We start from the raw sequence: 17,142 nt of genomic DNA on the forward strand, positions 1-17,142 counted from the left end.
TGTTTGGACTTTTAGAAATCAAATTACCGTAAAAACTTAAGGGAATAAGAATGAGTTTATTAGAATCAGCTCCAACAACCAAAGCCAAAACTACTTTTTCGATTTTGTGCTTTTTAATGGCCCTTCCGGGAGCCATTTTCGCGCAGAATACACATGGAACTTTTACCAAATCTCCTACCCAATTTGAGCAAGTGGATACCTGGGCAAGCCCCGATTTAGGTAGCCGCGCAGCCGATGAGGTCAAAGAGAATTGGGGATTGAACGGAGGAACACCGATGTCTTCTTCCAACATTTTTAACGCGATTGCTGCAGATGATAATGGAAACCTGTACGTGATTGGAACCATTGAAGGCAATGCCCAATTTGGATCGATTAACGTATCCAGCGCATCCGGGCAAACAGCCATGGTCATTGGAAAGATTAACCCTAACGGCCAATGGGCATGGGTAAGAGCTGCTACCGGTGGACCTTCTTCTGGATTGGATTTGACCATCCGCAACAATGAGATTGCCATCGTAGGTCAGTTTCGTTCTTCCATCACTTTTGGTGGAAAAACCGGCTCAAGCAATGTGACCAATCAGGAAGAGGGCTTTGTGGCCAAAATGGACTTGAATGGAAACATCAGTTGGATCAACGTAATTAATGGGGCGGGAACCCAAAACACCGAATTTGTTGAATTTGGATCTGATGGAAGCATCTACATTGCTGGGGAATTCTTCAACAATGTGATCCTGGGCAACGATGTGTACCAACGCCGTGGAAGTGGTGAGAAAGACATGTATGTGGCCAAGTTGTCAAACACCGGTTCCTGGACCTGGTCAGCCGATTTTGGAAGTACCGGTCGTGACTTTCTGGACAACATGGCCATTTCAGCCAACGACGAGTTAATTCTTTGTGGATCTTTTACCGAAAGAATGACCTTGAGTGATGGTAACGACTTTTCTTCTGTCCACTCCAATCACATGGATGCCTACATCGTGTTGATGAATAGTCAGGGAGCATTTTCGGGCTACGGTGGATTTTCCGGAGATGAAGACATTCGTGCCGAGGCCGTGGCTTTCAATTCTGCAGGCTTTGCCTTTATCGCGATCAACTTTAAGGACAATGTTTACTTCTTTGGAACAGAGTATGGATCCGTTGGAGGAGATTGGGGTTATTTGATGGTATCTCTGGCTCCGAACAACCAGATGGATGCCTTCTTTTCCTCCGAAGAGGATGAGTTTGTAGAAAGCATTGCGATCAACAAAGATGGCGACATGTACTTCGCTGGAGGTGAATTGGAAAGCGGTTCTTTTGGAGGCTGCGATATCAACCTTCGTAAAGTGGAATGGATTAGCCAAACCCAATTTACCCTAAGAAGCAATCGAGTGGGTAGTGCCTCAGGTTCCTGGGACCAGGCGGAAATGGTTTATGTGGACAACAAAGACAATGTATACATTACCGGAGAGCACGAAGACAAACTGTACTTCGGAGGAGAAACCTTTAATTCTTCCGCTCGCCAAATGGCTTTGGTATTGGCTTTCACCGACAAGAGCGCAACCAATCCTGGAGACACCACAACATCCATTGTGGAGACTACCGCAGGACAAATGCTAAAGGTTTTTCCAAACCCGGCAAACGGTCAATTGCATGTACAGACTTCTGGAGATAGCTTTGAGGCTTTCGACGCACAGATTAGAGGCGTAGATGGAAGACAATATGAAATCGAAATATTGGCTGAGCCAAGTTCAACTGAACGCGTTATCAATACGACTCATTTGGACCCAGGAGTGTATTTCCTACATGTAGAAGGAACCGCCATTCGATTTGCAGTGACCCATTAATTTGGGGCAAAATAAAGCCCTCTTAAAGTGGTTTGAATAAGATTTTTAAGAACCCGTCCTCGCGACGGGTTTTTTGTTTTTTCGATCGAATTCGGCTGTTTTGAGCAAAAAGGATTCATTCTTTTGAAACAACCGAATAAATATTCGTTCAGTATATCTATTTGATTGTCATTGCTATGAGGTAGATTTGGCCTTTGAGTGACTGTCCTTAATCAAATAATAATTTGGACCATGCCGTTTTTTTTGTATTCTACGGCCGTTGCAGAATAGAAAAGTGCCGCAGAAAAATATGATTCAAAACAAAAAGTACCAGGCCTATAGCCTTCACAATTTCCGCCAAATTCCTCAAATGAAAATGCTCTCTGAAGAGCAACTATTTACCATCGAAGTGGTGGGCCATGTGCTCCCGTTTAAGGTGAATAACTACATTCTGGACGAGCTCATCGACTGGAACAACTTTGAAACGGACCCCATGTTTTTGCTCACCTTTCCTCAACGGGGAATGTTGAGTGACAAGCATTTTAATACCGTAGCTGAGTGGGTTAGAGCAGGAAGGACCAAAAAGGAGATGAAGAAGGATATAGACCAGATTCGTCTGGAACTCAATCCTCATCCGGCTGGACAGAAAACCCAAAACGTACCGAGTATTCATGGCATTGAGCTTTCCGGAGTTCAGCACAAGTACAAGGAAACCGTTTTGTTCTTTCCACGAAGAGGGCAAACCTGTCATGCCTACTGTACTTTTTGCTTCCGTTGGCCGCAGTTTGTGGGAATCGACGACTTGAAGTTTGCCATGAACGAGACCCACCTGGTGGTAGAGTATCTCAAGGCTCATCCCGAGGTTACCGACCTCATTTTTACCGGAGGAGACCCGATGGTGATGGCGACCAAAGTATTCAAGCCTTATTTGGAGGCTTTAATTGAAGCCGATATTCCGCATTTGCAAAACATCCGAATTGGAACGAAGTCGCTCACTTTTTGGCCCTACAAATACGTCAATGATCCGGAGACCGATGAACTACTTGATCTTTTCCGGAAGGTAAAAGCCAAGGGTAAGCACCTGACCATTATGGCCCACTTCAACAACCCGGTAGAGCTGTCTACTCCTGTGGTTCAAAAGGCCATTGAAAATATCCTGGAAACCGGCGTTCAGATTCGAACTCAAGCACCCATTATGAAGGGCATCAACGACAATGCCGATTGGTGGGCCGCGATGTGGCGTCACCAGGTTAAATTGGGTTGTATTCCTTACTACATGTTCATCGCCCGGGATACGGGAGCACGTGATTTCTTCGCCGTTCCGCTGGAAAAATGCTACCAGATATTCCGTGATGCCTATAGCCAGGTTTCTGGAATTTGCCGAACGGTGAGAGGACCAAGCATGTCAGCAGCACCAGGTAAAGTTCAGGTATTAGGAATCGAAGAAATCAACGGTGAGAAAGTAATGGCGCTAAGCTTCCTTCAAGGAAGAAACCCCGATTGGGTGGGCCGCCCCTTCTTTGCTAAATATGATCCCGAAGCATTATGGTTGACTGATTTGAAGCCGGCCTTTGGCCAAACTCATTTCTTGTATGAAGATGGGCCCCAAATGGAAGACTCCGTTGAGGAAACTGAATCTGCTTACGAGGTTAATTATGAGGAGTATACCCCGGCATAGGTAACCCTCGTTCACTTTTAGATTTACGTATTTTTGATAGGAATCATTCTCTGTTTCCTATGCCTTGCCGAGTTATTTTCCTCAGTTTACTTGCCCTGTTGCTGAGGTTATCCGTGTATTCCAATATCGATAGCCTAAGACAGGTGCTTGAGCAACCCGGTCTTCACGACACCACTGTTGCCCAAACCAACTATTTCCTTGCCCAAGAGTATCTTCAGGAGGATGATGATTCCTGCATTTACTTTTCCCAAAAGGCCCAGGATCAATACCAGCCCTTAGACCGGCCGGATAGGGTAGCACGATGTGGGTACTATATAATTACTAGCCATACCCGGTTGGGCAACTACGCTATTAGTGTTGAATTATCTTACCAGGCGTTGAAACAATTCCAGGCTTTAAAGGATACGTCTTTCCTGGCCAGTACGCTCAACAATCTGGGGTTATGTTATGATTTGATGGGCGAAGTGGATTCGGGAAAGCATTACTACGAGAAGACGCTTTTCTATGCTTTAGAGTCCAGGGATACCTCAACATTGGCCAATTGCTACATCAACTTGGGGATGGTTCAATATTCTCAGGGAAATCTGGACAGCGCAATTTATTATTTCGAGCAATCCTTGGATTTGAATCTGACCATTTCCAATATGCGCCAGGTGGCCATTACCCTCAACAATCTCGGAGGCATGCATAAACTCAAAGGGCAAATGGATGTGGGCCTGGAGTACTACCGGAAAAGTCTGGCCCTCAACGACAGCTTAAATGATTTAAGAGGAATAGGAACGGCTTACATGAACATTGGCCGTATTTATGAGGATTTAGGCTTTCCGGATCTGGCTGAGGAAAACTACCAAAATTCAGCAGAGTTTCGCGAAAAATCGGGGGATAACTACGGTCTTGGAATCGTTAATGGCCGATTGGGTAGCTTGTATGCTGATCAGGGTCGGGATTCATTGGCTCGGATTTACCTGGAGCTAGGTATGGCTATTCAAGAAAAAATCGGAGATCGACCAGGGTTGACAACCAGTCACATCAAACTGGCCAGTTTAGCCTATGAAAAGGAACATTTTGACGCAGCCCGACAACATCTTCAGAAAGCCCAAGAATTTGCTGGTGATCAACCTAGCCGTGCTCAGGAAGTAAATATGATTTGGCTTGAAGTTAGGCTTAACCTCGCTGAGGGAATTGAGGCAAACAATTTGGAGTCGGCTCTTCGGGCCTATGACTTAAGCCAACAAATGGGAACCCCCAAGCAAATCAGTTGGCTGGCCAAAGCCTTAAGCGATGTTTACGAAAGCCAAGGCAAAACCGACGAGGCCCTTAGCTATTACAAAGTCTACAAGCAAATGGATGATAGCCTTAAAGCCATTGAGCTCAACAAAACCACCAATCGCCAGCAGGCACGTATAGAATTTGAGCGAGATGCGCTCAAAAAGGAACAGGCTCAGCAAGAGCAGGAACGTTTGGCAGCTGAAGCTTTGTCCAGAAAGAACAACCTGGAATATTCAGCGATAGGAATTGGCGTATTCGTTCTTTTTGGCCTCGTTTTTCTCTTAGGGCGATTTAAACTTCCTGACTGGGGCATTGAGCTGGCTGTGTTTCTTCCATTCCTTATTCTTTTCGAATTTTTGCTGGTCTATACCGATCCTTTTGTGGAGCAGTGGACCGGCGGGGCGCCTTTATTCAAGCTTTTAGTCAATGCGGCTATGGGTGGGCTCATTTTTCCCCTTCACGCCTTTTTTGAGGGCCTTTTAAAGCGTCGACTTTTTGGGTAAAAAAGAAAAGGGGCAATCCTTTCGAATCACCCCCCTCTTGGGTTCTAATCCTGCTTCATAACGCGCATTAGTGCCCGATTACCATCTTCCCGAATGATCTCTATGAGGTACATCCCTGACTCTCCAGACAGTTCCAATTCCGTTTGGTTCAGTGATTCAAAATATTCCCGATGGATGATTTGTCCGGTTGTATTCCGAATCACCACAGTGATGTTTTCAACCCCTTGACCAAATTCGAGTGTGACCAATCCGTTTGTTGGGTTGGGGTAGGCCGACCAATTAAATGTGGAGGGCACTTCCTTCCAACCCACGTTGGTCACCGCATAGCAATTGGACGTGTCCACGCAACCATTCGTTGTGATTTGAACAGCGTAGGTTCCATTTGAGGTCGGGGTAAAACGTTGAGTGGTGTCATTCAAGGCACTAAAGTTGTCCTCGCAATCCAACCACATATAGGTGGAATTGATATTGCTTGCATTGGCAATCAAGGAATGGACATCTTGAGTCACCATCGTATCTACCGTCTGAATCACCAGGTCAATGGTCAATACACTATCGCAACCCATGGCATTTGGAATGGTGTCTTGATAGGTTCCGCTCATATTCCAGGTGGAGTTTCCACTCGGAGAGGTGTATTCAAAACAAGCGGTATCCATAAGTGTGGCTGAAGTGGAATGATTCACGGTTAGATTTATGGTGATCGTACTGTCGCAGTTGCTCACATTTGGAATGGTGTCTGTATAGGTTCCTGTTGCCGTAAAGGTTTTTCCACTCGGTGAAGTATAACTGTCGCAGGCCACCGGATGTATGGTGTCGAAGGTGGTGTAATTAATCGTCAAATGAATGGTTAGTACAGAATCACAACCGACGGCATTGGCACCCACGAGGGTATCCTGATAACTTCCAGAGGTGTTCCAGGTGTAGGTTCCACTGGGTGAGGTATACTCATTACAAGAGACCCAATTCAAGGTATCATAAGTCCTGTTGTTAATCGTCAAGTTAATGGTCATTATTGAATCACAACCGTGGGCATTGAGAATGGTGTCCTGATAAGTACCCGAGGTGGTCCAGGTATGCATTCCACTTGGTGAAGTGTAGCTATCGCACACCACTGGAGCAATCGTCGATTTGCTGCTGTAGAAGATCGTGAGATTGATGGTAACGATCGAGTCACACCCTACTGCATTGGTGAGGGTGTCCCTATACGTTCCGGTTTGATTCCAGGTATACAATCCACTTGGGGAGACATAATTGTCACAAGCTGTTCCAGTCACGGTTGCGGTGCTGGTGTAATTCACTACCAGATTGATGGTAATCACCGAATCACAATTGTTGGCATTTGGAATGGTATCCATATGAGTGCCAGAGGTCGTAAAAATTTTCCCACTTGGAGACGTGTAGCTGTTACAAGCCGTATCATTTAGCGTGGAGGTAGTCTGGTAATTCACGGTCAAATTAATGGTGAGTATCGAATCACAATTAGCAGCGTTCGTGAGCGTGTCCATATAGGTTCCGGTTGTGGTCCAAACAAAGTTTCCACTTGGGGAAGTGTAACTGTCGCAAGTTGTTGCACTGATCGAGTTCGTTGTGCTGTTGTTAATCGTGAGGTTAATCGTAAGAATGGAGTCACAGTTAACCGCATTGGTCAAGGTATCCATATAGGTTCCGGATGTGGTCCAGGCGTACAATCCACTGGGTGAAGTATAGCTGTTACATGCCGTATCTGTGATGGTTTGAGTTGTACTGTTATTGATCGTCAAATTGACCGTAATGATGGAATCGCAATTCACCGAATTGGTCAAGGTATCCAGATACTGACCACTACTTGTCCACGTGTACAATCCACTTGGTGAGGTGTAGCTGTTGCAAGCTGTATCCGTGATTGTATTGGAAGAACTGTTGTTGATGGTCAAATTAACGGTTATGATGGAGTCACAACCTGCGGCATTGGTTAGAGTGTCCATGTACTGTCCGCTGGTCGTCCAGGTATGGTTTCCGCTTGGGGAAGAATAGCTGTTACAGGATGTATCCGTGATGGTGTGAGTTGTACTGTTTTTAATGACCAAATTGATGGTAAGAATAGAATCACAATTCACTGCATTAGTCAAGGTATCCATGTAGGTTCCCGTAGCGGTCCAGGTGTGCAATCCACTGGGCGATGTGTAGCTATCACAGGCCGTATCACTGATTGTAGCAGTGGAACTGTTGTTCACGATCAAGTTAATCGTCAGAATAGAATCACATCCCGTGGCACTGGTCAATGTATCCAGATACTGGCCATCGGTAGTCCAGGTATATTTTCCACTGGGGGATGAATAGCTGTTACAAGCGGTATCGCTAATCGTATTCTTGATTTCTGCCGGTTCGACAATACTTCCGGAAGCCGTATCGCTACATCCATTGGCATCGGTAATGGTTACGGTGTAACTACCCTGTGCCAGGTTATTTAAGGAGTTCACAGTATCTGATCTTCCGGCCCAAGCATAGCTGTGCGGTGCTGTTCCGGTGGTATCGGATGCAGATAATCCACCATTGGTTAATCCGTGGCAAGAAATGTTGGAGTCCAAAGTAACGATGGCTGAAGCGGCAGGGTTAACCGTAAAAGTATCGGTGGCCGTACAACCTGTTTGGTTGATGAACTTGGCCACATAGGTTCCGGCTTCAGTTGGGGTGTAACTGGCAATTGGCCCTGTTAAGGTTTTAATGCGGTGGTGATTGTAATCCGCAATCACGAGATCTCCTGCGGGATTAAGCGTTAATCCATATGGCACATTTAGGTTTCCGGCTGTTCCGGGCAAGGTGGTTCCGTTGTCTCCACCCTTGGATCCCGCCGGCCACATTTTCAGCCCTCTTGTTCCACCGTTGGCGACAATCAGGTTTCCATTTCCGTCGATGATCACACCGCGCTGATCGAAGAGTTGATTGGCAGCATTTCCCCCTGAAGAGGTAACTCCTGCTACGACCACTGGATTGGTGCTGCCCGGAGCGAATTTGACTACGCGCGACTTTCCAGGTTCAGAAGCAAAAACGGTGTCGTTGTGTACGGCAATACAAGCCGCTCCACTGGACGAAACCTGGGCAATGGAAGCTCCTGTTGCACTGTATTTTCTAATCTCGGTGTTTGAACTTACGTAAATTTCTCCTTTCGGAGTAATAACGATATCGGAAGGGTTGTTGGTGGAAATAAATACCGTACCACTGGTTGCCCCGGGGGCGTATTTCATCACCCGTTGATTAAAGTGATCGCAGACATAGATATTACCTGCAGCATCCAATGCAATACCCCAATTGGAGTGGAATTTGTTGAGGCTGTTTCCTTGGCCATTGCCGCCCGCTACTACAGTACCGCTGGTGGCCCCAGGAGCATATTTCATCACCCGGTGGTTTCCACCATCGGATACATACATGTCTCCGTTGGGCGCAAACACCAAATCATAGGGATAGCGGAATTTATCCAGCGAATTCCCTAAAGAACTTCCTGCAATGGTAGTTAATGAAGTTCCGTAATTGAAGCTACTAACTGTGCTCAGAACATTACCACCTTTACTAAAAATCACACTATCGGGTTGAGGTGCGAGACTTACATTTAAGGGGGCACCGGTAAAGCAGTTTTCTCCGGTTAGATTGATTTTTACGGTATCCGGGGCAGCCACTGTGACTAGGGCACCGGTCATACAACCAATGGAGTCTGTTGCGGTAACCGTATAATTTCCTGCGGGCAGGCCTTTCACGGTATCTGTCTTACTGGCCGAAGGGTCGTTCCACGAATAACTAACCGATCCAAACCCTCCGGAAGAGGTTACCATGACTTCGCCATCCTTGGAGTCGTAGCAGCTTGCATTTTTCACGGTGCTCGCTGAAGCGCTCAGGTTACACACTTTTTCTCCAAAAATTCGGAAGATGTAATTTCTACCTGTACCTTGGTAAGAGGTTGCCGTTGAGCTAACGACCAACAAACGACCGTCAGGGTATTCCAACAAAGGAGAAGAGCTGTTTCCTGTATTGAAACTCGTGCCAGGATTAAAAGAGTTGTCCAGGCTTCCATTATTGTTTATCCGGGCCAGGTAGCGAATTGGGGTGCCAGCGTAGCTCGTAAAATTTCCCCAGACCATGAATTTGCCATTGGGCATACGAATGATGTCGGCTACGGTATTGTTAGGCCCAGATCCAATGGAGAAGGATGTATCCCGGGTTCCGTCGCTGTTCAAGCGTACGATTCGATTGGTCGAAGATCCGTTGAAAGTGGAAAAGCTACCAGCAACTATTATTTTTCCATTGGGTTCAAGCAGCATTTCACTGGTAATGTTATTATTAAAACCTGTTCCGATATTGGTTAGGAAACCGTTGTCAATACTTCCGTTGCTATTCAATCGGATTAGGCGGTTAGCGGCGGTTCCGTTGTAAGAAGTGAAGAGTCCTGCAACCAGGACTTTTCCATCGCTTTGAAGCTGAATTTCGTAGACTCCGTTGTTGAACCCAGTTCCGGTATTAAAACTGGCATCGGGCGTTCCATCCGCATTAATCCGGATGATGTACTTGGCACTTGCTCCGTTGTAGGTAGTGAAGTTCCCAACACAAATAATCTTGCCATCGGGTTGAATCACAAAGTTTTGTACCGTCGAGTTGAATCCCGTTCCTTTTGGAAAGCCGGGTTCCTTGTTTCCATGAACGTCGAGTCGGAAGAAGTTTCGTGCCACAGAATCTCCATAGGTAGACATCCAGCCACCCACCAGTATCTTACCATCCGATTGTAAACCGAGCTTGTTCACCGTGTTGGAAAGGGTCAACCCTAAAGACTTAAATGAAGTGTCCATTTTTCCGGTGGCAGAATCGATCATCACCAGGTGTGGGGATACTTTCCCGTTGTAGGTGCTAAAGCTTCCACCCACTAAAATCTTTCCATTAGGCATCCACATCAAAGCATCGGCCGGGTTGCTTAATCCCATGAGAGTATTGTAGGTAAAGTCGACACTTCCGTCAGCATTCATTCGGGAAATGGCTCCTCGACGGTAGTCATCAATAAAACCATATTCACCGGCCAGCATCACCTTTCCCGTCGTGGGTTGTACGCCTATGGCATAAACCTGTTGCCCAGAAACGTAGGGTTTGTAGTTGGCGTCAATCACCCCATTGGAATCGATGCGACAAGCCTTTTGAACCGTTACGCCATTGTATTTCGTAAAGTACCCACCGGCTATATAACTCTTGTCAGCCAGTTGAATAATGTCGTGTACGGCTTGATTAAAACCGGTAGTTACGTTGGCATTGAAAGCGGCGTCTAAGGTTCCATTGGAGCTGAGACGAGCCATCCCTTTAACGGATGTAGAACCGTAGGTAGCAAAAGCACCAATTACCAGGATGTTGCCATCTTGCTGAGCGAGGATCGACTGAACCACCCAATTAAAACCACCGGAAGGCATGTGAAAAGAGGTGTCCACCGTTCCATTGGTATTCAAGCGGGCAAAGCGATTGATCGAGGTCGAACCGACTTGGGTAAAGAATCCACCAATCAAAATCTTGCCATCGGCCTGCATGTCCATAGCGTATACGTTGTTGTTGGTTCCGAGGGTATTGCTGTTGTAGCCGGTGTCCAGCGTTCCATCCGAGTTGAGGCGGGTGATTTTATTGGCAGTTGCTCCGTTGTATTGGTTAAACCATCCACCTATTACGATTTTCCCATCGGCTTGAATCCGGATGTGAGTAACCCGATCGTTAAAGCCGGATCCGGTATGAAAGGAGGTGTCGATAGAACCATCCGTGTTGAGTCGAGCGATACGGGTGTGGGCTTTGTTGTCGAAGTTGGTAAACAAACCTCCGATTACGATTTTTCCATCTGATTGAACGGCTATGGCCGTCACCCAGCTATTGGCTCCGGCACCGGCATTAAAGGATTTATCCAGGGTTCCATCTGCCTTCACCTTAGCTATCCGATTGGCCGTTTCGGTTTCGAATTTGGTAAAGTGTCCTCCTACCAGGGCTGAGCCGTCGGCATAGCTGTGCATCGAGGCGATTAGGGCATTGAATCCAAATCCGGACAAATTTCCCGGATCGTTAGCATTGAATGTGGTATCGAGTTCTCCTGCAAGCTGAGCTTGTACGTGGCCTCCGAAAAGGGTGAGAACAAAAAGGGTGATAATCAGTTTTTTCATCGGTCATGATTTGATAGCTACAAATGAATTCATTTACCGACCGCCTTCTCTCAATCAGCACATTACATTCAGATTACATTTTGGCACTTTTTGATTAGTATTCCAGAGAATAAGATTGATTTGTAGGCTTAAAGTCCTGAAATAACTATTAATTTCCAATTCTAAATTGGATGAAAAGCAACCCTAATCTTATCCGCATTTCGGTATACATATCAGCAATTATTCTGGCCTGTATGGCCACGATTTCCGTGGCTGCCCAGCGGGTGGTTGACTTTAAAACCCTCAGTACATCCGATGGGTTATCACACAATATCGTTTTCGATATTCTACAGGATCGGGATGGTTTTCTTTGGCTCGCTACCCAAAATGGTTTGAACCGCTATGATGGATACCGGTTTCAAGTATACCAGTCCATTCCCGGCGATTCTTTTTCATTGATCAATCATTTTGTTCAATCCCTGGCCGAGGATGGTCAAGGTCGAATTTGGGTAGGGAGCAATGGTTCGGGCCTGAGTGTTTGGAGCCGGAAAACGGAACGCTTTCGGCATTATCCGGAAACGGAGGTGAGCGAGGATGATCATTTTTACCACAATAGCATTTGGGCCATTTTGGAATCGGATGCAGGTGAAATTTGGACGGGAACCTTTGGTGGAGGACTAAAAAAACTCGATCAAGCTTCGGGTAAATACCAAACCTTTTTGGCCAATAAATTAGACCCCAATTCCTTGTCTAATAATGATGTTCGCTGTTTGATCCAAGGGCGAGACGGTAATTTCTGGCTGGGCACGTTTGGCGGCGGACTCAATCGCTTCAACCCTAAAACAGAGCAGTTCACTCCCTATTATTGCCAGGATAAACGACTGATTCCACGAGTACACAATCAAATTCTTGATCTACTGGAAGACACGGTGAGAAACGGAATTTGGGTAGCAACCTTCGGCGGCGGCTTAAAGTTTTTTGACCACGAAACCGAAGAAATGTCCACCTGGGCTGTACAACCTGAGGAAGGTAGAATTCGCTCCCTGTCTTTTGATCGGGATGAACCCGACGTTCTTTGGATGGCTACCTGGAAAGGTGGGTTGGTCAGTTTGAACCTGTCTACCGGAAAATTGCAAGCTTATCTGCCCCAATCTGGAAATCTGGAATCCCTTTCTGACGATAAATTAACCCGGGTCTACCAGGACCGAAGCGGAACCATGTGGACCGCGACTTACGGAGGTGGAGTAAGCGCCTTTGAGCCCTCTCCGTCCCGGGAATTTCATCGGATCTCCAAACCTGAGTACGATCTAAAAAGTGCCTACGCCTACAGTGTATGCGAAAAGGGTGATGCCATTTGGATTGGAACCCTTGGAGGAGGTTTGATTCAGGTAAACCCATCCACCGGGCAGACTCAGCATTTTTTCCATGAAGGCACTCCGGAAAAAACCATTTACTCCATTCTTCCAATAGGTGACGAGTTATGGCTTGGTACTGCCGGGCAAGGAGTGGTGCGTTGGAATCCGGAAACTGGGCAACAAAAGGCCTACCGCGACCTTCCCGATGCTGGAACCTCTTCTTCTGCCGATTATGTTTGGTGTTCCCTGATGGATAAACAAGGGAGACTCTGGCTCGGATCCTTTGGAGCGGGGCTCCGTCTTTTAGATACCGCAACGGGAGTCTTTACGGTTTACCAGAATCAACCGGGTGATAGTACATCTTTGGCTCACAATACAGCCTATTCCCTGTTTGAGGATAGTCGCGGAAATTTCTGGGTGGGTACGGGTAGTGGCGGTTTGCATTTGATGGATCGGGACCAGGGTACCTTTCAACGTTTTCAAAACAACCCTTCTGATCCACATTCCCTATCCAACGATTTTGTTAACGTTATCACCGAAGATCAAAATGGAATTCTCTGGATTGGAACTTCCGGAGGGCTCAATCGCCTCAATCTGGATTCACTGGATTACGCCCGGTTTCAACATTACCGGGTAAAGGATGGCTTACCAGGCGACGAAATCTCAGGCATCTTGGTTGATGATCAAAATCGACTGTGGATTGCAGCCAACAATGGAATTGCCCGGATGGATGGTTCGGATGCGAAGCCTTCAATCACCGTGTTTGACCCAAGTGATGGTCTGCAAAAAGGAGAATTTACGGCGGGTGCAGTTCAACGTGGAAAAAGTGGCTGGTTCTACTTTGGAGGTATGGAAGGGGTTACCTATTTTCACCCGGACAGCATTCAAAACAGCGGCTACCAACCGGAAGTGGTACTCACCGATTTTAAACTCTTCAACGAATCTGTGCCCTTGAATCCGGATGGAAGTAGCGATCAATCCTTGACTTCTGAGGAGAGCGGGTATTACCTTCATCAGCCAATTCAACAAGTGGAGGAAATGGTGCTTAGCTATCAGGAACGTGTCCTGACTTTTGATTTCGTCAGCCTTGATTTATTGCACCCCGATAAAAACCAATTTGCCTACCAGCTCGAGGGCTTTGATCAGGATTGGACCATGACGAACGGACACAGCGTGACCTACACCAATCTTTCTCCCGGCGAATACACCTTTTTGGTCAAGGGGACCAATAACCATGGAATCTGGAGCCAGGAACCGCATCGATTGAAGTTAACCATCACCCCGCCTTGGTGGGAAACCTGGTGGTTTAGAACAACGGCACTCGTGGCCCTCATTTTATCCACCTACCTCTATTTCCGAGGACGGATCAACAAGTTGCGTAAGGAAAAGCAAATCCTGGAAGAAAAAGTAGCCGAGCGCACCCAAGAAATTCAGGCCAAAGCCCTTGCTCTGGCTGAGGCCAATGAACAGCTGGAGGAAATGGATGCCTTTAAACAACGACTCACCAGCATGCTCGTTCACGACCTCAAAAATCCACTTACCAGCCTGCTTAGAACCACTGAATTGGGCTTGGATCAAAGCCATCAAAAAACCATTGAACAAGCCGCCCATCAAATGCATCGCCTGGTGATGAATGTACTCGATGTTCAGAAATTAGAGGAGTCTTCCATCGCGCTCAATGCCCAAGATTTGGAGGTAGACCGACTGTTTCATAATGCCATTAACTACGTGGCATTAGCCGCCCGACAAAAGAACCTGAGCTGGACGATTAATCAGGAGGAGGCTCTATCCGTTCGTTGCGACCCCGCCTTAATAGAGCGGGTTTTGATTAACCTATTGGCCAATGCTATCGAAGTGTCTCCCCTCAATAGTAGCATTGAGCTTAAGGCGGTGGCACAAGGTCGTCAAGTCTCTATCTCAATCGAGGATCAAGGGCCTGGAATCTCTCAGAAAAAGTTGGATCAGTTGTTTGAAGAAAAAGAGTTGCTTCGGGCTGAGAATAAGTACTCCACAGGCTTAGGGTTAAAGTACTGCCAGTTGGCCTTAGGAGCTCATGGATCAGTGTTGCAGGCGGCTTCCGAAAAAGGAAGGGGAAGCCGTTTTTCCTTCTCTCTACCTCAGGGCCGAGAGGGAACACCGACCTCAAAGAATGCTCAAATAGCTCAAGACTCCATTTCCTTAACCGCCGAAGAAAAAGTAACCCTAAGCGCAACTTATGAAGCCCTGCAACAAATGCAGGTTTACGAAGGAGGGAAAATATTGAGTGTTTTGGAAGGAATTGATCCAATTGGCAATATTGGGGCCTGGAAAGAAGCGCTTCAAACCGCCGTTTTTTCCTGCAATCAGGAAGCCTATGATCAATGCCTTAAATTAGCAGAGCAGAACCATGGACAACACTAAGGCCTATACTATTCTGGTAGTGGATGATGACCCCAACAACATTCGGGTGATCAACGAATATTTACTCGAGCAACGCCCGGCCCGCGAAGTGCTCAATGCAACCAGTGGAAAGTTGGCTTTGAAACTGGCTGAAACGGTTCATCCCGATCTTATCGTCATGGACTGGGAGATGCCCGAAATGAGTGGAATCGAGGTTATCAAGCGACTGAAAAGTCAGGACTCCACTCGGAGTATTCCCGTAATTATGGCCACAGGGGTAATGACCTCTTCGCAGGATTTGGATACAGCTCTGGCGGCTGGAGCGGTAGATTATATCCGCAAACCCATCGATAAAGTGGAACTCGCAGCCCGAATTCGAACCGTGTTGGACCTTGCTGAGGGCATCAATCAAATCAGGAGGCAGAAGAGTGAATTGGAGGTTCGAAACGCGTTCATTCATCAACTGCTCAATGCAAGTCCTAATCCCCAGTTTTACCAGGATAAGGAAGGTGTGCTTATCGATTGCAATCACAGTTTTAGCCAATTTATCGGTTTGCCTCAAGAAGAAATTGTGGGCAAAACCCTGGCTCATATTTTCCCCGAAAATGTGGTGTCGCTATTTGTCGAGAACATAGCCAAAAGCCGAAAACAAAGTGATTTGGTCACTTTTGAGTATTCCTTACATAAAGAAGATCAGGAAACACGTCATCTGATGGCCTCCTTATCCACCTACCAAAATAATTCGGGCGAAGAAGGTGGTATTATTGGAGCGTTCACCGACATTTCCGAACGAATCAAAAAGGATCAGCTAATCCAGGAGCAACAGGCCCTAATCAATGCCAATTTGCAATCTGAATTGGATTTTAAGCGACGTGAATTAGCTTCCCAAATAAGTATGCTTCTGCAGCAGGCGACTCGCAAGGAAAAACTGGTAGACGAAATCGAAGCACTAAAAGATCATCTGAATGCAGAGGGGCAGCGAAAACTAAAGAAACTCATCAATCTTTTTCAGCTCGAGGAAAAGAATGAAAATTCCCTGGTTTTCGAAAACAAGTTCGATCAGCTGAACCTGGCTTTCTTTGATGCTCTGCGCAAATCCTGCCCTGAGTTAACCAAAAACGAAACTCGTTTGTGTGCCTATTTCACCATGAACCTCACCCCATCTGACATTGCTTCGTTGACCCAGAAAAGCCTCAATAGCATCAACGTAGCCTTTGCCCGATTGCGCACCAAGCTGGATTTGGCTACGAATCGGGAACTATCCAATTTTTTGAAATCGATAGAATACTAGCCCTATCGGACAATCTTAAACTCCGAACGAAGTGATCTCCGAAGGCAATTTCCAATATTGGAGTGATCTCCGTCGAGGATTCGGATTCTTGGAATTTTGAGCCAAAAAAGCCCCGCTCCGAGTGAAGCAGGGCCCTGAAGTAACTATTGTGTCACCTTAAGCAGACAACACACACATCACATTATCCGAGGGTGCATGATTCGGAGTGCTGTTGAAGTTACCAATACCGGCACCATTGTTTGTTCCGTTAAACACAGTGGCCAAGAGAATGTCTCCATCTGGATACATCAGGTAGACATCTGGATTTGTTCCATTGCTTCCATTACCCATGGGTGGTGCTGGTGCAGGGCCTACCGGTTTCCAGCTGTTGCCGTTGCCTGTGGCACCTACGTTGAGCACAAAGCAGGAATGAGAGGCAATAATCTGGTCCAGGCTTTGACCGTCTGGAATGGGCACTACCACCGCAGTTCCAGGGGCATGGTTAGGCGTTTCGTTGAAGTTCCCGGTAAAATCAGGGTTGTCTGTTCCGTTGTAAATTGTGGCTTCCAAAATGGCACCATCTTCATAAAACAAGGCAACCCTTGGTCGTGGACCATTCGGATCTGCGGTGCTGTTTCCAAAAGAAGGATTCGGGCTACCGGGGGCTGGAGTCCAGCTGTTCCCATTGTGCATTAGACCAATACGTAGCGTGTAAGCAGTTTCGTTAAGAAAGGCGTTCATAATTAGTAAAAGTTTAG

At 46.7% G+C, this 17,142-nt stretch carries 7 protein-coding genes; 5 read left to right on the forward strand and 2 right to left on the reverse strand.

Annotation, left to right across the window (positions count from 1 at the left end):
• Positions 1 to 50: 50 nt before the first annotated feature.
• From KFE98_07385 to KFE98_07395, 3 genes are all read left to right on the forward strand, one after another.
• The gene (locus KFE98_07385; protein UTW63953.1) at positions 51 to 1,823 is read left to right on the forward strand and encodes a T9SS type A sorting domain-containing protein; all 1,773 of its coding nucleotides are present in this window, start codon (positions 51 to 53) and stop codon (positions 1,821 to 1,823) included.
• A 289-nt stretch (positions 1,824 to 2,112) separates the two neighbouring features.
• Positions 2,113 to 3,480 (forward strand): lysine 2,3-aminomutase, encoded by a 1,368-nt coding sequence (locus tag KFE98_07390; protein UTW63954.1) that lies wholly within the window; start codon positions 2,113 to 2,115, stop codon positions 3,478 to 3,480.
• 59 nt (positions 3,481 to 3,539) lie between these two features.
• Positions 3,540 to 5,252 (forward strand): tetratricopeptide repeat protein, encoded by a 1,713-nt coding sequence (locus KFE98_07395; GenBank protein ID UTW63955.1) that lies wholly within the window; start codon positions 3,540 to 3,542, stop codon positions 5,250 to 5,252.
• A 44-nt stretch (positions 5,253 to 5,296) separates the two neighbouring features.
• On the opposite strand, the gene KFE98_07400 is transcribed toward KFE98_07395, so the two are convergent.
• Positions 5,297 to 11,401 (reverse strand): T9SS type A sorting domain-containing protein, encoded by a 6,105-nt coding sequence (locus KFE98_07400; protein ID UTW63956.1) that lies wholly within the window; start codon positions 11,399 to 11,401, stop codon positions 5,297 to 5,299.
• 170 nt (positions 11,402 to 11,571) lie between these two features.
• Between KFE98_07400 and KFE98_07405 the strand changes: the two genes are divergently transcribed.
• Together KFE98_07405 and KFE98_07410 are read left to right on the forward strand one after the other, a co-directional pair.
• Positions 11,572 to 15,135, forward strand: a complete 3,564-nt coding sequence (locus KFE98_07405) for a hypothetical protein (protein UTW63957.1) — start codon at positions 11,572 to 11,574, stop codon at positions 15,133 to 15,135.
• A complete protein-coding gene (locus KFE98_07410; GenBank protein UTW63958.1) occupies positions 15,122 to 16,405 on the forward strand; it encodes a response regulator in 1,284 nt (427 codons plus the stop codon). The genes KFE98_07405 and KFE98_07410 overlap by 14 nt, the downstream gene beginning before the upstream one ends.
• A 156-nt stretch (positions 16,406 to 16,561) precedes the next feature.
• Here KFE98_07410 and KFE98_07415 read toward each other — a convergent pair whose 3' ends face one another.
• Entirely contained in the window at positions 16,562 to 17,125 is a 564-nt protein-coding gene (locus tag KFE98_07415; GenBank protein UTW63959.1) for a hypothetical protein, read from the reverse strand.
• Positions 17,126 to 17,142 lie beyond the last annotated feature (17 nt).

The sequence above is a fragment of the bacterium SCSIO 12741 genome, from assembly GCA_024398055.1.
GTDB lineage: Bacteria > Bacteroidota > Bacteroidia > Flavobacteriales_G > Salibacteraceae > SCSIO-12741.